This window comes from Bradyrhizobium embrapense, assembly GCF_001189235.2.
Lineage (GTDB): Bacteria > Pseudomonadota > Alphaproteobacteria > Rhizobiales > Xanthobacteraceae > Bradyrhizobium > Bradyrhizobium embrapense.
The window spans coordinates 1,056,673-1,074,310 of the sequence record NZ_LFIP02000002.1; the positions used below are offsets into that span (position 1 = coordinate 1,056,673).

12 protein-coding genes and 1 pseudogene are annotated in these 17,638 nt (G+C 61.7%); 9 read left to right on the forward strand and 4 right to left on the reverse strand.

The features are described 5' to 3' along the window. The first annotated feature begins 191 nt into the window (after window positions 1–191). Window positions 192–2,975, forward strand: a complete 2,784-nt coding sequence (locus tag AKN83_RS12485; RefSeq protein ID WP_050402608.1) for a UPF0182 family membrane protein — start codon at window positions 192–194, stop codon at window positions 2,973–2,975. Window positions 2,976–3,002: 27 nt separating this feature from the next. Here AKN83_RS12485 and AKN83_RS41720 read toward each other — a convergent pair. Beyond that, a pseudogene (locus AKN83_RS41720) lies at window positions 3,003–3,098 on the reverse strand (beta-ketoacyl synthase N-terminal-like domain-containing protein); the annotation flags it as partial. Window positions 3,099–3,788: 690 nt separating this feature from the next. Between AKN83_RS41720 and AKN83_RS12490 the strand changes: the two are divergent. The 3 genes from AKN83_RS12490 (at window position 3,789) to AKN83_RS12500 (ending at window position 8,679) form a co-directional block, all read left to right on the forward strand. Then, complete coding sequence (locus AKN83_RS12490) at window positions 3,789–5,567, forward strand: esterase/lipase family protein (protein WP_050402607.1); 1,779 nt, start codon at window positions 3,789–3,791, stop codon at window positions 5,565–5,567. Next, the gene (locus tag AKN83_RS39585) at window positions 5,555–6,853 is read left to right on the forward strand and encodes a hypothetical protein (protein WP_157113338.1); all 1,299 of its coding nucleotides are present in this window, start codon (window positions 5,555–5,557) and stop codon (window positions 6,851–6,853) included. The genes AKN83_RS12490 and AKN83_RS39585 overlap by 13 nt, the downstream gene beginning before the upstream one ends. A 62-nt stretch (window positions 6,854–6,915) precedes the next feature. Further along, the gene (locus AKN83_RS12500; protein ID WP_172803531.1) at window positions 6,916–8,679 is read left to right on the forward strand and encodes a radical SAM protein; all 1,764 of its coding nucleotides are present in this window, start codon (window positions 6,916–6,918) and stop codon (window positions 8,677–8,679) included. A 316-nt stretch (window positions 8,680–8,995) separates the two neighbouring features. Here AKN83_RS12500 and AKN83_RS41725 read toward each other — a convergent pair whose 3' ends face one another. Beyond that, entirely contained in the window at window positions 8,996–9,262 is a 267-nt protein-coding gene (locus tag AKN83_RS41725; RefSeq protein ID WP_050402604.1) for an HGGxSTG domain-containing protein, read from the reverse strand. Continuing rightward, window positions 9,259–9,915 carry a hypothetical protein gene (locus AKN83_RS12510; protein WP_050402786.1) on the reverse strand — a complete coding sequence of 219 codons (657 nt, stop codon included), beginning with the start codon at window positions 9,913–9,915 and terminating at the stop codon, window positions 9,259–9,261. Before AKN83_RS12510 ends, AKN83_RS41725 begins: the two co-directional genes overlap by 4 nt. A 450-nt stretch (window positions 9,916–10,365) precedes the next feature. Between AKN83_RS12510 and AKN83_RS12515 the strand changes: the two genes are divergently transcribed. After that, window positions 10,366–12,687: a molybdopterin guanine dinucleotide-containing S/N-oxide reductase gene (locus AKN83_RS12515; protein WP_050402603.1), complete on the forward strand. Its 2,322-nt coding sequence runs from the start codon at window positions 10,366–10,368 to the stop codon at window positions 12,685–12,687. A 151-nt stretch (window positions 12,688–12,838) separates the two neighbouring features. Continuing rightward, entirely contained in the window at window positions 12,839–13,879 is a 1,041-nt protein-coding gene (locus AKN83_RS12520) for an alpha/beta fold hydrolase (protein WP_050402785.1), read from the forward strand. A 6-nt stretch (window positions 13,880–13,885) separates the two neighbouring features. Here the strand turns inward: AKN83_RS12520 and AKN83_RS12525 are convergent, their stop codons facing one another. After that, window positions 13,886–14,398 carry a winged helix-turn-helix transcriptional regulator gene (locus AKN83_RS12525; protein WP_050402602.1) on the reverse strand — a complete coding sequence of 171 codons (513 nt, stop codon included), beginning with the start codon at window positions 14,396–14,398 and terminating at the stop codon, window positions 13,886–13,888. Window positions 14,399–14,606: 208 nt separating this feature from the next. Between AKN83_RS12525 and AKN83_RS12530 the strand changes: the two genes are divergently transcribed. Genes AKN83_RS12530 through AKN83_RS12540 form a run of 3 tightly spaced genes read left to right on the forward strand, consistent with a single transcriptional unit; the run spans window position 14,607 to window position 17,635 of the window. Continuing rightward, a complete protein-coding gene (locus AKN83_RS12530; RefSeq protein ID WP_050402601.1) occupies window positions 14,607–15,245 on the forward strand; it encodes a 2-hydroxychromene-2-carboxylate isomerase in 639 nt (212 codons plus the stop codon). Window positions 15,246–15,298: 53 nt separating this feature from the next. Then, complete coding sequence (locus tag AKN83_RS12535; RefSeq protein ID WP_050402600.1) at window positions 15,299–16,846, forward strand: class I adenylate-forming enzyme family protein; 1,548 nt, start codon at window positions 15,299–15,301, stop codon at window positions 16,844–16,846. A 51-nt stretch (window positions 16,847–16,897) separates the two neighbouring features. Continuing rightward, complete coding sequence (locus AKN83_RS12540) at window positions 16,898–17,635, forward strand: SDR family oxidoreductase (protein WP_050402599.1); 738 nt, start codon at window positions 16,898–16,900, stop codon at window positions 17,633–17,635. The last annotated feature ends 3 nt before the right edge of the window (window positions 17,636–17,638 follow it).

Here is a 17,638-nt window from a genome sequence, read left to right on the forward strand (position 1 = left end):
CCGGCCGGACGTCAAGGTATTGACTGCCCGCTCGACCCCGTTCGTCCAGCGGCCAGGACGCGGCCCTCACGGGGCTGAAACAGGGGTTCGCTTCCCGCAAGGGCGCGCCAAATGTTCGCTATTTCCAGACGTTGCAAGCGCGACCCGCGAATCCAGCGGCGGACGTTGCTGATTTCCGCTATGATGGGGCCATGACGATCGGGATTACCGGACCCGGCCGGAAGGCACCACGGCAGAGTGGCGTGGTCAGGCTGATCGTTGCGGCCGTCGTCATCGCGATTGGCCTGGTCCTGCTCTCGCTCGCGAGCGACTTCCTGGTCGATTGGCTGTGGTTTTCCTCGATCGGCTACCTCAAGGTTTTTCTGACCGCGATCGGCGCCAAGGCGATCGTCGTTTTCGCCGTCCTGGCAGCGACCAGCGTCGTCCTCGGCTTGAACGGCGTGCTGGCGACGCGGTTCGCCATGCCGCAGCCGCGACCGAAGCCGGCCCTCCCGTGGCAGCTCGCCGGTGTCGCAGCGGCGCCCGATCCGTCCGCGATACTGCGCGAGCGATTGACCCGGCCGTGGTTCATCGCGCTCGCTGCGGGTCTGCTCGCCGTGCCGGTTGCCGCGAGCGAAGCCAATAACTGGAGCATCTTCCTGCAGTTTCTCTACCAGGTGCCCTATGGCGCGGAGGATCCGCTCTACAACAAGGACATTGGCTTCTATCTGTTTGCGCTGCCCGCCTATCTCGCGATCAAGAACTGGATGCTGCTCGCCATCGTGCTCAGCGCGCTGTTTGCCGGCGCGATCTACTGGGCACGCGGCGACATCGAGTACGATCTTCACAACCGGTCGATCTCGCCGACGGCGATCGCGCATGGCTCTGCGCTGGCCGGCCTGCTGTTCGCGGTGAAGGCCTGGTCCTATGGGCTCGACCGCTATCTCCTGCTCTACGGCGACAATGGCGTCGTGGTCGGGGCGAGCTACACCGACGTCCATCTGGGGCTGCCGGCGCTGTGGCTGATGATCGGGCTTTCGATCGTCGCGGCGTTCGTCGCATGGGCCAATCTGCGGGTCCGCACCTGGCGGCTTCTTGCCGCCGCCTTCATCCTGGTCGGCACCGGCTCGGTCGTGCTGTCGAGCGTCGTCCCGTCGCTGTTCCGGCATTTCGTCGTCAAGCCGACGGAGCTGCAGCTGGAGAAGCCCTACATCGAACGCAACATCGCGCTCACCAGGCAGGCCTACAATCTCGACCGGATCGCAGCCAGGCCGTTTGCCGCCGAACAGCGGCTGACCTCCAGGACGCTCGAAGCGAACAGGGCGACCATCGACAACATCCGGCTCTGGGACTGGCTGCCGCTGTCCGATACCTACGCGCAGTTGCAGGAGATCCGCACCTACTACAAGTTCCACGATCTCGACGTCGATCGATATTGGCTCGACGGCGCCTATCAGAGCGTGATGCTCTCGGCCCGCGAACTGCGGGCCTCGCTGCTGCCGGCGAATGCCCAGACCTGGGTCAACCGCCACGTGCTGTTTACGCACGGCAACGGCGCGGTGATGAGCCCGGTCACCCGCAAGAGCACGGAAGGACTGCCGTTCTTCTATCTGCGCGATATTCCGCCCGTTGCCGACGGCGGTCCCGAGATCGCCGAACCGCGCATCTATTTCGGCGAGGAGAGCGACGACTACGTCATCGTCAAGGCGAGCGTCCCGGAGTTCGATTATCCGAAGGGCAAAGACAACGTCTATGCGGCCTATGGCGGCAGCGGCGGCGTGCCGATCGGCGCATTGGGGTGGCGAACGCTGTTCGCCTACTACTTCAACGACGCGAACCTGGTTCTCTCGAGCTACATCACGGCCGACAGCCGGATCATGATCCGGCGCAATATCACCGAACGGGTGCGCACGATCGCGCCGTTCCTCAGGCTCGACCATGATCCTTATCTCGTCATCAGCAACGGGCGGATGTTCTGGATGCAGGATGCCTACACCACGAGCGCCTATTTCCCTTCGGCGCAGCCGGTGCCGGGGCTCGATCTCAACTACATCAGGAATTCGGTGAAGGTCGTCGTCGATGCCTATAACGGGACGGTCGATTTTTATCTGATCGATTCGCGCGATCCCGTTGCGGCGACCTATCAGCGCATCTTTCCGGGCCTGTTCAAGCCGTTCACGGCCATGCCGGCGGATTTGCAGAAGCACATCCGCTATCCGGAGGATCTGTTCCTGATTCAGGCGCGGCTGTATCAGACCTACCATATGGAGCAGGCCGAAACGTTCTACAACCGCGAGGACTTCTGGCAGTTTCCGCGCCAGCCGGGCGGCGACGGCACCTCGGTGATGACCCCCTATTACATCATCATGCGGCTGCCCGGCGAGCCGCAGGCCGAGTTCTTCCTGATGGTTCCGATGGTGCCGAGCCGTCGCGACAACATGATCGCCTGGCTCGCGGCGCGCTGCGACGCGCCCGACTACGGCAAGCTGATCGTCTACGAATTCCCCAAGGACAGACTGGTCTACGGGCCGTTCCAGATCGAGGCGCGGATCAATCAGAATACCGAGATCTCGCAGCAGCTCACGCTGTGGAATCAGATGGGCTCGCGGGTGATACGCGGCGCGAACCTGTTGGTGATCCCGATCGAGAATTCGATCCTTTATGTCTCGCCGCTCTATATGCGCGCCGAGCTCGGCCACCTGCCGGAGCTGAAACGCGTGATCGCGGCCTATGGCGAGCACGTCGTGATGAAGGAGACGCTCGCTGAGGCCTTGGCCGCGCTGTTCGCAGAGCCCGCTGCGGGGCCAAAGGGTTCAAGCGCAACGGAAGCGGCGTCCCCTGCGGGCGGCGCGGCGAGCCCGGCGCAGCAGGCGCTCGATCGCTACAACCAGGCGGTGGAGCGATTGAAGGCCGGAGACTGGAAAGGGTTCGGCACGCAGTTCGACGGCCTGCGCGAGCCGCTGGAGGAAATGAACCGACGCTCCGTCGGCCACTGATGGCGCGGGGGTGGGGGGCTAATGAGGCCCGGAGCGCCCCGACAGCAGCCGCGACCAGACAAGTTCGGTGCCACAGCCCAGCGGAGACACCGTCCCCAGGCCCGTCACAACGATTCGACGCATGGTGCTCCTGATCTGTTTTTGCCGGCGTGGCCGGGACTCGAACAGCCAAGCCTTCGTGTCAACTTTATATGATAGCAATCATCTATTATTTCGCCCGGTCGGGCGTCAATATGGCGGCTCCTTCCGCACAGAGGTCTTTCGCAAACTGGCCGCGGCCATCGGGCACGTCACGCCCCGTGATGGGCGACGCCCTGCTGCCGCTATCGGATGCATTTGCAGTGTGGACCAGCAGTCGGAAGGGCCGGCGGAATTGGCGTTACGATAGCGAAACTGCTGATCGACGCGAGCGTCGCAAGGGGTTGGAATGGCCGAACAGCGGCAAAGCGCGCGAGCGCATGGCGGACTTACCCGAAGGGCAATGTGTGCGATAGGTTTTACAGGCGCTTACCGAACGCAGCGCCCGAGTTGTGCTGCCGATTATTAACAGCCATGCCGATAGAAAATACCAGATATACTTCCTGATATTGTAAGGGCTTAGCTTGGTTTCTCGGATTAAATTCCTGAGAATTAGATACATTCCGCATAGGGCGCAAGCCGGAAATGACGCCCGCGTGCGCAGCGCCGGAAAGAAGGGAGGATGCCGCGAGCCCTTATCCCCAGTTCGAAAGTTGCAACGCCTCTCTCTCCGCTATTCCAAGTCGTGATTTATACGTAGCTTGCGGAAATACTTATCCAGTTCAGGGGCTGGCATTGGCTACCAAACTTCACCGTGTCTCGCATGCCGAAAAGCAGGGACTAGTTGACCTAATTTTCGTTCACGGCATTGGAGGCAATCCTAGGAGCACGTGGACAGACGATAGTAATTCGTACGGCTGGCTCAACTGGCTGGATGAAGACCGCGCCGATCTAAACGTCTATACGATTGAGTACGAGTCGGCTCCGTCGGAGTGGCTCGGTGGTCAGTCAATGCCAATCTACGACAGGGCCAACAATCTGCTGGAGTTGCTTGCTAGTAACTCTATCGGGGACCGGCCGATTGTTTTCGTCGGGCACAGCCTCGGGGGTCTATTGATCAAGAAGCTCCTTCAAAACGCTGAAGGCCTTGGTGTCTCGAGATGGAAATCAATATTTGAAAATACCCGCTCGGTCGTTTTCATCGCTTCGCCGCATCAAGGCTCCGCTCGGGTCCCGTCGTTGGACATATTCCGGAAACTCTTCCGCATTACCGAGCTCGGGATAGAGCTGGAGGCAAACAACGCAGCTCTTCGCGATACGTACAACTGGTATAGGGCGAAATCGCTTCCGACCCTTTCCTTTTCCGAGAGACTACCACTCCCAGTTCTCGGCCTTATTGTTGATGCAGCGAGCTCTGAGCCCGGCGTTCCTAACGCAGTAGCTGTGCCGCTTAATGAGAACCATACCAGCATCAGCAAGCCACGGGATCGGGGTGAGTTAATTTACACCAGCGTGCTCCAATTTCTCGGAAAGCCTGCGGCCGCCGCACCTTCTCCTGTTGTGCAGAACAGCGAACCGAGTGGTCTTGCAAAGATTTCGACTCTGAGCGACCTCATTTCGACCTTCGACAAGGACTTCCTCTTTAGATGGGAGCAAAACACATTCAATAGCAGCATCAAGAATTATAGCGTTTATTGGCCCGTACGATTGCGACGTCCAACCCCGATCCATGCTGCACAGTGTTTTGCGGCGGCAGGTCTGCAAAAGTTAGGCGCGAGTGTTCACTTATTTATCGACGACCTGGGTGAGAAGGACTTTGACGTAAATAGGTTCCGCGACCAACTTCTCGCGTGGCTTAAGAAAGTCGGAGCTGAACCGCAGGCCGTTAAAGTCTACACCTTCGGTCAAGTCATCGCGACCGCGCACGGCGAAGCCTCCCCGAGAGCGGATCCATGGACCGCTGTCCGCAAATGGTTAGGAGACACCGAGTATAAACTCGGTCCAATTCTGAAAGTCTCGAAGCTAATTAAGCCGAATGACAAAGCGATTGATCTGGCGGTTCTAAGCAACAAGCGACCCCGACGGTTGCTCAGTCCACCTATGGTGTGGACTTGCCTGTCTTACTTGAACTCATTATCCGCCGATCAGCAGATCATTACGCTGGCGGGATATGATGAAAAGCTTTTGTGGGACGTTTGGAAAGACCAAACGGTGCAGCCATTGCCGAACGTTGGTCATCTTTTCCTCCCACTGCTGAGCGAGGTGGATAGCCAGCACGGAAGTGCCGCGCTTCATATGGAAGAACCAAAGAGTTACTCGCTCGATTGGACCAGTCGAGATGACATACGAAACGCGCTACAAACAGAGTTCAATGGCCCCGATTGGGCGCAGTTCGGGCGCCTAATTCCTTGGTCCATTCGATGTTGCGTATTTCTCCCGCAATTTGTTGCGGGTCAAGAAGCTTGTCTGCAGGTAGCTATCGAAAAAATTGGGCTAGACACTTCCATTGACGGGCTTGCTGCAGGACAGCTCGCGGGGCCTCTCACAAACGAGCTCGCAAAATGGCTGATTTGAGCTCCTCTCCGGCAATTTCAAAGGCTAAGCGCGACTCTGGCGCAGCGTCGTCTTCTAAGTCGCCATTTTTTTCGCGCGCGTACGGAGGATACACCGCTGGGCAGCAGCAGTTCTATTTGACGCATCTGGGTAAGCTCAGTGGTAAGACGATCTTAGATCCGATGAGCGGTCAGGGGTTCCTCCTTGCAAACTTGGCCTTCGAGGGGGCGACTGTTTGGCTGGGTGATATCAATCCAACAATGTGCCTCATGTCTTCGCTGAGGTCGCCGGAGATGGTTCAAAATCGCGAACGACTGTCGAATTGGTTCGACGAACAGCTCGGTCGAGGTTCCTTTTCAGGAAAGTCGCGGGGCGCGGAGTATGTAGACGATTGGCTTCCGGACAATATTAGAGCCGAGCTGCGACATTACAGAGAGTTATTTGGTCTATCTGGCGATCCATTTCGAGAGCGAGAGGCATTTTCGCGAATGCCGCTGCGCAAGCGCTTTGCCGCTGCCATACCCTTGCTCGCCGCACGAGAGATTGCTTGCTTTCGTTCGAGCGACAATCAAACTTGGATCAAGCCGGGCGGTCTACAGAGAGAGCCCCACATTACTGCCCCACTGAAGCGGGCGGTCGCATCGTGGTACGCTTTCGCGACGGCCAGCGCGGACCTATATCGCGAGGGTTGCCAGCCGGGACAGCTGCTAACTATGCGCATGGATGCTGCGGCGGGAGATTTCGCCATGTCTCCCAAAGTCAACGCAATTGTAACGTCGCCGCCCTACGCCAATCGCTTAGATTACACGAGAATGTGGGGGCCTGAGTCTCAGGTCGCCGCATCGATCTGGGAGGCTAGTGTCTCTGACATTCAATCTCGTCAAATCGGATCAAACGTTGTTCGAGGGACGGACCGTTTTAGGAATGATGAAGAAGCGCTGCCAAGGGAGATTGTTAAAGCCCTGCGCGACATCAAGAGCGATGAAGGCTATGCAAGTGAAGGCTACTACTATCCATTTTTCCGCAATTACGCGGTAACTCTCGCCAGCTCGGTGAAAAAACTAGTCAGCCGAGTATTGAGAAATGGAACGCTCGTATTTTTTGTACGGGACACCGTTAGGAAGGACATTCTCTTCCCAGCCGGTTTGCTGATTGAAGAAGTTCTTCAGAGCGAGGGGTACCGTTTGGTTGGCAGAGAACGCCAGATCGTTAAGAGACACGTTGGCTTGAGGCGACGGTCAGCTGGGAGCGGGCTCTACGGAGTTGGACAGCAGGAATGGTGGCTCGCATTTCGTAAGGTTCGATAATGAGAGCTCGTATCCGTTCTGGAATTAGGCTTCGTGAAGATGTTTTCGGGGGCGTCTGCTACGTGCCCCAGCGTGACGACTTCTTCGCTGCCGACAAAACTACCTTCAAATACCTCAAGAGCGTGTCCCACGATTGGCAGCCTATACCGCCAAAAGATAGAGACGCCATTGCTGCATTGGCGGTTTTGGGCATTTGTGAAACGACTAACCCTAAAATCAAGGAAGGCTCCTACTGTGGACCGTCCTTCCTCGGTAGGTTTGAGGAATTGCCAACCGTTTCCATGCCGCTCGTTGTGAATTGTTTCTGTACGGCACATTGTCCGCTGTCCTGCATCTACTGCCACGCTGACGATCTGATGAAACAGTTTCGAGACGCAGAGACGGACGAAGACCTGGACAACGTTGCCGCAACTGCAAATATGCTTCCGGCCATGGTGGCCGTGATTACTGGTGGCGATCCACTGACCCGTCCCGATCGGGCGAAAAAGCTTATTGAGCGGCTCGCCGAAGAGAAGGCATTGGTACTAGACACGTCAGGAGTCGGGGACATTGCTGCCTTGCTTCCAGCTCTGAAGAAGCACAACGTCCATGTCCGAGTTTCACTCGACATGATCTCTAAACAAAATCAAAAATTGAGGCCGGTGAACCGACAATACATTTCCAGCCGAGAAGCATCGTCGGTGGGCGCAACTCGTGCCATCGACATGTGTCTGGCGGAAGGCGTGCCGCTGACAGTTCAAACCGTGGTGACGTCTTTCAATGAGAACATTGACGAGTGGCGCGACCTTAGAGATTGGCTTGTTGCACGGGGGGTGCGTAACTGGGTCCTCCACGTGGTAGTCAAGGGAGGAAGCGCTCGCCGCATCGAAGAGTCGGCTCGGGGTAAACGTAGCGGTGGGATTTCTCCTAGTCCGCAGGTTTACAATAAGCTATGGCGGCTAGTGGATGAGACGATGAGAGCCCATCTTCCAATCGACATCCGCTGTACCGACACTGACACGACTCCGAACTCGGTACTCCTAATTGGAAGCAAAGGCGATCTGTACACAGAGGGATACGCCCACAAAGGAAAGGTTTGCCTTTACACCGTTGGCGACGCGCGTCCTGATCTAATTCAGGCTTTGTGGCCGCACCTAGACCGATTTGGTCATGCACGGCGATACCTCAATTGGAACCCATGGTTCTTTGAAGGCCGGAGTCTTGAGACCATCTGCTACGATATTCCAGTCCCTGCCGCTTCGGAGCTAATTGCGCAGGCGAACCCCGTCGAGACGGAAGCAAAATTCCCAGTGCTTGACGTTGCTAAGCTGAAGGTTGCTCTGAAAGAGCATGGGTTCAAGGCGGAAGGAAAAGCCAAATTCCAACGTGACGAGTATTTCGACACCCCTGAACGTTTTTCGAAGAGATTGGATTACGTCATACGCCTGCGGCAAGAGAACGGTGCTCTGGCCGTGGCGCTGAAGGGACCACGACATTGGGTGGGAAAGACGTACTCGCGGATTGAGCTTGAATTTCCAGCTGGCTCCGAGAACGAAGTCCGGGCGGCGTTGGGTCGAAATGGGCTCGAAGTTACTTGGTATTTCGAGAAGCGAAGAGCTACTTATCGCAGGCCCGGCGAGAAATTGTTGGCCGCCTTGGATGAGATACCGGAACTCGGATTTTTCTTGGAGTTAGAGGGGCCATTGGCTGCTGTTCGGCAAATGGAGGCGGCGCTTCGTGAGGTGCTCGGGCCGCAAGAACGTCGCAACTATGCCGAGCTGTTCAGATCCTACAAGCTCGAAGGCGGCGCTCCTCCGGAGGAGATTGAGGGGGCGAGCTTCTCTTAGTGCGCTGTATTGCAAAATACAAAGGCGTGATACAAAAGCGCTGGAGGCGAGCGAAAATAGTCTAGTCTTTTCAAAGCGAAGGTGACTGGTCCGCGGTACCCACCCAACTGTACCAACATCGCTCGACGCGAACTGCTAGCCGTTGCGCGAAGGTACTTTCCGGCCTTTTGGATCTGCTTCGCCTCCTCTAAGGGAGCGCTAAGCCTTAACCTCGGGCCTTATTCCAGCGCGTGTCGCTTCTGGCGGCGCCGAGGTTGGCAAATAAAGTTGGCGCCACCCCAAGCAATTCGATCGCCCCAATATTTGCGAAGAGCAATCACTTCATCCCCTCTAACATCTTCCTTGTTTCGTTCAACAACGCCCGTATCTCCGTCCGCTCCGCAATCGCATCCCTCGTGAACCAGCCATGCTTGCGCGCGTTCCGATTCGCCCTTGGCGCGCCGGATCCCTTTGCGCCGCCGTGCATGCGACAGCGCGTCTTGCCGCGAACCGCCGGAGCGCGGCACGCGCCGCCGCTGCGGGTCTTGGCGCCGCAGCGTGGGCTCGCCCGCATCGCCCCGGTGGTTCTGATATGATCGCTCATGCCTGAGCGTCTGGCCTGCTATCTGCGGCATCATGCCGTCGCCTGGCGCCAGCGGGCCGCAGGGCCCGTGCCGCGGCTGACGGGGCCTGGTCCGAGACGATCACGCTGGCGTGCTGGGTGACGTTGCCGACGATAGCGTTGCCGCCGTCCTCCACCTTCACATTCTGCACGGTGATGGCGGGCTCGCGCTGGCTGCGATAACGATTCAGCGCGTCGATCTGGGCGGGGAAGGTGCGGGTGAGCCGGCCGAGCGCCCGCGCCGCGCTATCGTGCTGGGCGAGGTCGTCGGCATGCGCGAGGTGATGGGCGCAGCGCATCGCCATCACATGAACCGACACCATCTGCGCCACCAGCATGGCCTCGACGGAATCCCGCGGGCCAATGCTCTTCACCATCGAGATCATGAAGGCGAGGTTGACCTCGCAGGGCCTGCCGCCGCTCACGCTGGCCTTGACCAGTTGCCGCAGGATGCCGTCCATCGCCTCGCGATCGGCGGCGCCCAGCGCGTGCGCCATCAGCGCTTCGCCGAGCTTCCGGTCGGGATGGTCGATCGCGTAGCCGCGCCGCGAGAGTTTTATCCGCGGCGTCGCCGTCTGGGGCGGGACGGGGGCGGCGGCGGTCGTCGGGACGGCGATGTCAGGTGCAGTCGTCATGGCGATGGTCCTTGGGGTGTGCGCGGCATGCGCGCAGGCGATTGCTCGCTGCGGCAGCCGGTGCGATGTCGATGGTGGGGAGGGGTTGGCGGCAAGCGCGATCGTCGCGACCGCTGTGGCGGGCGAGGGGCGCGCTTGCACGATTTCGGAATATTGGAAATATGCCCCTGAGTTGCCCGACGTGTCAAGTTGGTATCTCGAACGTCGGCGGCCTGCCGGCTACTGTGCATGGGGTTGTTTTCGATATTTTGGTGGGCGCCCCTGCCGCCGGCAGTTCCGCCGCCGCCAGGCGCAGTCATGCCGGCAGGGCACGGGGCGATAACCCGCCGGCGGGTATCGCGTGCCGGCTGGATCATTATACTGGCCGAAGCGTTGCAACCCGGACGCGGCCTGACCGTCGGCCCTGGGATCAGGGACTTGGGAGCAAGGAGACGAGATGAGCGACACCCGATGAACGAAATTGTGGGCTTCCCCGATCCCGACCTCGATCTGTCCGATGGTTTCAAGCCGCATACCTCGCATTGGGGCGTGTTCTCGGCGCGGCTCGGCCAACAAGGTCTCGAAGTCCGGCCCTATGGCGGCGATCCCGATCCGAGCGGCATCATCGACAACTTCCCCGGCGCACTGCGCCACCAGGCGCGCATCGGCAAGCCCGCGATCCGCCGCGGCTGGCTCGAGCGCGGGCCCGGACCCGACGATCGCCGCGGCCGCGACGAGTTCGTCTCGGTGAGCTGGGAGCGGGCGATCGACCTGCTCGGCGGCGAGCTTTCGCGGATTCGCGACACGGTCGGCCCGGGCGCGGTGTTCGGCGGCTCCTATGGCTGGTCCAGCGCGGGCCGCTTCCACCACGCGCAGAGCCAGGTGCATCGCTTCCTCAACATCGCGCTCGGCGGTTACGTCCGCTCGGTGAACTCCTATTCCTCGGGCGCGTCCTCGGTGCTGCTGCCGCAGATCCTGACCGGCTACGAGGACATCACCAAGCGCAACGTCACCTGGGAGCAGATCGCAGCCGAGACCGACATCGTGCTGGCGTTCGGCGGCATGGCGCTGAAGAACTCGATGGTGGCGGGCGGCTCGATCAGCAAGCATATCGAGCGCGGCGCGATGCAAGCCGCGCAGCGGCGCGGCTGCGAGTTCATCCTGGTCAGCCCGCTGCGCGAGGATCTCCCCGTCGAGGCCGGCGCCGAATGGCTGACGGCGACCCCCGGCACCGACGCCGCGCTGATGCTCGGCATCGTCCACACCCTCGTCAGCGAAGGCCTGCACGACCAGGCCTTCCTCGATCGCTACACCGAGGGCTGGCCGGTGTTCTTGCGCTATCTCATGGGCGAGAGCGACGGCGTGCCGAAGGGCGCCGACTGGGCCGCGCCGATCTGCGGCATCGATGCCACGACGATCAGGACGCTGGCGCGGCGGCTTCCCGGCCGGCGGGCGCTGATCACCGTGTCGCATTCGTTGCAGCGCGCCGAGCATGGCGAGCAGCCGGTGTGGATGGGCATGGTGCTGGCGGCAGCGCTCGGCCAGATTGGTCTCTCCGGCGGCGGCTACGCCTATTCGCTCGGCGCGATCGGCTACTACGGGCGCAGAGTCAATGCGGTGCCGGGGCCGACGCTCGGGCAGGGCCGCAACGGCGTCGCCGACTTCATTCCGGTGGCGCGCATCGCCGACATGCTGCTCAATCCCGGCACGACCTATCGCTACAATGGCGAGACGCGCACCTATCCGGATATCCGCCTGGTCTATTGGGCCGGCGGCAATCCGTTCCACCACCACCAGGACCTCAACCGCCTGCGCAAGGCGTTTGCGCGGCTCGATACGCTGGTCGTGCACGAGCTCGCCTGGACCGCGACCGCGCGCCACGCCGACATCGTGCTGCCCGCGACGATGACGCTCGAGCGCGAGGACATCGGCTATTCCAGCAACGATCCCCTGATGGTCGCGATGCACCGCATCGCCGAGCCGTACGGCCTCGCCCGCGACGACTACGACATCTTCGCCGATCTCGCCGAGCGGCTGGGGGCCCGCGAGCCCTTTACCGAAGGCCGCACGTCGCGAGAGTGGCTGCAACATCTCTACGAGCCGACCCGCAAGGCGCTCGCCGCGCGCGGGCTCGAGTCGCCCAGTTTCGATGAGTTCTGGGCGCGCGGCAGCCTGGTGGTGCCGCAGCAGCTCGACGACGGCGGTTCGCTGCGCCGTTTTCGCGAAGACCCGGTGGCGCGGCCGTTGCCGACGCCGAGTGGGCGCATCGAGATCTTCTCGCAGAAGATCGCCGATCACGGCGATGCGGATTGTCCGGGCCATCCGGTCTGGCTCGAGAAATCAGATACGCCGACGCCGGATGCGCCGTGTTTCCTGGTCGCCAACCAGCCGGTGACGCGCCTGCACAGCCAGCTCGATTTCGGCGGTCACTCGCTCGAGGCCAAGCATCGCGGCCGCGAGGTCGCCCGCATGAATCCGTGCGATGCGGCGGCGCGCGGCATCACTGAGGGCGACATCATCCGCATTTTCAACGCGCGCGGCGCCTGCCTTGCCGCGGTGCATGTCACCGACGGCATCGCGCCCGGCGTGGTGCAGCTGCCGACCGGCGCCTGGTATGACCCGATGGACCCCGAGGAGGACGCGCCGCTCTGCGTGCACGGCAATCCGAACGTGCTGACCCGCGACATCGGCACGTCATCCTTCGCGCAGGGCTGCACCGGCCAGCTCACGACCGTCGAGGTGGAACGTTTCAACGGCAATCTGCCGCCGATCCGGGCGTTCGATCCGGCGTAACGCAGGAGCCGGAAGAATGTGACGCGGTTTCGCGACAAACGCGTTGCGTTTGCGCGGGGATCACGAACAAATCATCGGCGGGGCGCTGGATGGCGCCCAGCCGTTCGGCTACGGCATCATCAAGTCGTCCCCGAGTTCTGGATTTGCCAAGATGCACCTGAAAACCCTGTTTCTTGCCGTCGCTGCGACCGTCGCGCTCGCTTCATCCAGCGCATCGGCGCAATCCGCCGCCGAGCCGGCCTATGGACCGGAATTGCAGGGTTTTGACTATCCCTATCCGGTCGAGCGCTACCGCTTCAGCTCGCAGGGGCAGCAGCTCGACATGGCCTATCTCGACGTCAAGCCGGCGACGCCGAACGGTGAGACCGCGGTGCTGCTGCACGGCAAGAATTTCTGCGCCGCGACCTGGGACGGCACCATCAAGGCGCTCAGCGGCGCCGGCTATCGCGTGATCGCGCTGGACCAGATCGGCTTCTGCAAGTCCTCCAAGCCGGAACGCTATCAATTCACCTTCCAGCAGCTCGCCGGCAATAGCCGCGCGCTGCTGGCGTCGCTCGGCATCGAACATTCCATCATGGTCGGCCACTCGACCGGCGGCATGCTAGCGATGCGTTACGCGCTGATGTATCCCGAGGCCACCGACCGCCTGGTGCTGGTCGATCCGATCGGCCTGGAGGACTGGAAGGCCAAGGGCGTGCCGTGGCTCAGCCTCGACGGCTGGATGCAGCGCGAGACCCGTGTCACCGCCGACAGCATCCGCGCCTATGAGCGCGCCACTTATTACGCCGACACCTGGGATCCGTCCTACGAGACCTGGGTGCAGATGCTGGCCGGCATGTATCGCGGCGAAGGCCGTGCCGCCGTGGCGTCGAGCTCGGCGCGGCTCTACGACATGATCGCGACCCAGCCGGTGTTCTACGAGTTCGAGCAGATCAAGCCGCCGACCCTGCTGCTCGTCGGCGACAAGGACACCACCGCGATCGCCAAGGACACCGCGCCGCCCGAGATCCGCAAGACGCTCGGCAATTATCCGGTGCTGGGCAAGGCGGCCGCGAAGCGGATTCCGCATGCGCAGCTGATCGAATTTCCCGACCTCGGCCACTCGCCGCAGATCCAGGCGCCGGCCCGCTTCCACGACGCGCTGCTCGGCTGGCTGCAGCACCCCGAAACCGGCGCGACGCTGGTCAAATAGCCCGATCTAGCCCTGCTCGGCGGTGCGCTTGGTGCGCTCCCGCGCGCTGGCGTGCACCGGCGACGATTTCCGCGCGCCGGGGCCCGGATGCACATGGACGTGCTTCGCGCTCAGCGGCGCGCCGCATTCCGAGCAGACCATGACCGGGTCGAACATCTTCCCGCAGGTCTTGTGTTCGTGCAGCAACGGCCGGCCGCGCGCATCGACCATGTGGACGTTGCCCCAGTGCACGATCGACATGATGATCGGATAGAGGTCGAGCCCCTTCTGCGTCAGGATGTATTCGTAGCGCTTCGGCGCCTCCTGATAGGGGATCTTTCGCAGCACGCCGAACCGCACCAGCTTCTTCAGCCGGTCGGCGAGCAGATGCCGCGTGATGCCGAGCGATGCCTGGAAGTCGTCGAACCTGCGGATGCGCAGGAAACATTCGCGCAAGATCAAGAGGCTCCAGCGGTCGCCGATCACGGCCACCGTGCGGGCCAGCGAGCACGGCTCCTCCTCGAGGGCATCCCATTTCATCGGCGTCTCCTGCGGTCTGCGGCGGCATCGCAACTAAAATTCTAAAACAGAACTGACGTCATTTCAATATGATGCCTGCGCGATAGCCACCGTCCGGCTATTGGATGACAAATATCATATTGACAGTTCTAAAATAGAACTTATGGTCCGCCCACCATCAACCAGCGGCGACAGGCGATTTGCCGCCAATCGAAGGGAAGGGCGTTCCATGGCTGCTCCGCTCAAGGTCGAATTCCATTTCGATTTCGGAAGCCCCAACGCCTATCTCGCCGAGCTTGCGCTGCCCGGGATCGAGAAGCGCACCGGCGTCAAGTTCGACTACATCCCGGTGCTGCTCGGCGGCGTCTACAAGGCGACCGGCAACATGTCGCCCGGCGAGTCGCTGCGCGGGATCAAGAACAAGCCCGAATACAACGCGCTCGAGACCGAGCGCTTCCTGCGCCGCCACAACATCACGAAATTCACCACGAACCCGTTCTTTCCGGTCAACACGCTGGCGCTGATGCGCGGCGCGGTGGCCGCCCAGTTCGAGGGCGTGTTCGAGCCCTATTTCCGCGCGGCCTACAACCACATGTGGGTCGAGCCGAAGAAGATGGACGACCCGCAGGTGTTCCGCGAAGCGTTCCTGTCCTCGGGTCTCGACATCGACCGTCTGATCGCCCGCGCCCAGCAAGATGACGTCAAGAAGAAGCTGATCGACAACACCAGCGACGCGGTCGCGCGCGGTTCGTTCGGATCGCCGACCTTCTATGTCGGCAGCGAGATCTTTTTCGGCAAGGACAAGGTGCGCGAAGTCGAGGAAGAGATCGTCGCGCAGTTGGCTGAGAGGCAGCGCAAGACTGCTTGAGCGGAAAAGTCCTCAACACAACAAGCCCAAAGGGCAGCGACAGGGAGGTTTCAGTGCAGGCGCCGATCCGGATTATCGAAGGAAGTGTCGAAGGCTTGCCCAACCGCATCCACGAGGTGATCGATCATCACGTGACGGCGACGCCGGATCACCCGGCGCTGATCGACGACAAGGGGCAGCTGACCTATCGCGAGCTCGATCGAACGGTCAGTCGTGTCGCCGAGGCGCTGCAGGCGCTCGGCATCCGCGCCGGCGACCGCATGATGATCGTGAGCGAGAATTCGATTCCGCTCGCGTGCCTGCTGCTGGCGGCGAGCCGACTCGATGTCTGGTCGATCGTGGTCAATCCGCGGCTGTCAGCGCGGGAGCTGGATCAGATCAGGGATCACAGCGGCGCCCGGCGCGTGTTGCTGACCGCCGATGTGTCGCAGGAAGCGGCCGCCCATGCCGCGCGCTACGAGGCTGCCGTGCAGGATGTCGGCCCGCTTCGTGGCGTCGCCGTCACCGGCCTGAATCTTGCGACCACGGCCGAGCCGGTCGAGGCCGATGGCGCCAACCAGGTCGCAGTCCTGATCTACACGTCGGGCACCACGGGCACGCCGAAGGGCGTGATGCTGACCCATCGCAATCTGCTGTTCAGCGCCCGGGGCACCGCGGGCTTCCGCAAGATGGCGGCCGACGACGTGCAGTATTGCGTGCTGCCGATCTCGCATATCGTCGGCATCTCGCTGCTGACCATGACCCTGATGGTGGGCGCCACGGTGCGGCTGGTCGCCAAGTACGATCCGGCCGCGCTGGTCAAGGCGATGGCTGAAGAGGGCATCACGATCCTGAACGGCGTGCCCGCTACCTATCAGCGCCTGCTTGAATACCGACGCAACGCCGGCCTGCCCAGGCTCGATCGCGGCCGGTTGCGGGTGATCTCGGTAGCCGGTGCGCCGCTCGACCTCGAACTCAAATCCCGGGTCGAGCAGGAACTCGGGCTGCCGCTGCTCAACGGCTACGGCATCACCGAATGCTCGCCCGGTATCTCCGGCGTGCGGCCCGACAACCCGCGTGCGGACCACGCGGTCGGCACTGTGATGCCGGGCCTCGAGGCAAAGCTGGTCGGCCGCGACCTCAGGCCGGTTGCACCGGGCGAGGTCGGCGAGCTGCATGTTCGCGGCCCGAACGTGATGCGCGGCTATTACCGCGCGCCCGATCTGACCGCCAAGGCGATCGATTCCGACGGCTGGTTCAATACCGGCGACCTGGCCCGCTTCGACAATGACGTCCTCTATATCGTCGGACGCACCAAGGAGATGATCATCCGCTCCGGGTTCAACGTCTATCCGGCAGAGATCGAGGCGGTGCTGAGCACGCATGATGCCGTTGTGCAGTGCGCCGTGGTCGGCCGGCCGGTCGAGGGCAATGAGGAAGTCGTCGCTTTCGTGCAGCTGATCAAGGGTTCGACCGCCACCGTGCAGGACCTGATGGCCCATATTGCTCCGCAACTCACCTCGTACAAGCGCCCGTCCGAGATTATCCTGATGGACGCGCTGCCCGCGACATCGACGGGCAAGCTGCTGAAGCACAAGCTCGCGGAGTCGCTGCGCAGCTGAAGCTGCGCCGTCACCGCAAGCCAGTTCACTCAAATTCGACCGGAGTACACCATGCAGAAGAGAAACAAGACGGTGGCCGTCATTGGTGCCGGTGATTTCATCGGCGGCGAGATCGCCAAGAAGTTCGCCTCCGAAGGTTTTACGATCTTCGCCGGCCGCCGCAATGGCGACAAGCTGGCGCCGCTGGTCAAGGAGATCGAGGCCGCCGGCGGCGAGATCCATGCGCGCTCGCTCGATGCGCGCAAGGAGGAGGAGATCACGGCCTTCCTCAACGACGCCGACAAGCATGCGCCGCTGGAGGTCTGCATCTTCAACATCGGCGCCAACGTCAATTTCCCGATCCTGGAGACCACCGAACGCGTGTTCCGCAAGGTCTGGGAGATGGCCTGCTACTCCGGCTTCCTGGCGGGGCGCGAGGCGGCGCGGCTGATGCTGCCGCGCGGCGAGGGCAACATCTTCTTCACCGGCGCCACCGCCTCGCTGCGCGGCGGCAGCGGCTATGCCGCCTTTGCCAGCGCCAAGTTCGGCCTGCGCGCCGTGGCGCAGGCGATGGCGCGCGAGCTTGGTCCGAAGAACATCCATGTCGCGCATCTGATCATCGACTCCGGCGTCGACACCGAATGGGTGCGGCAGCGCCGCATCGAGGCGCTCGGTCCGAACGCGCTCGACAATCCCGATTTGCTGATGCCGCCCGCTTCGGTCGCGACGTCCTACTGGCAGCTCTACCAGCAGCCGAAGAGCGCCTGGACCTTCGAGCTGGAAATCCGGCCCTTCGGCGAGAAGTGGTAGGGA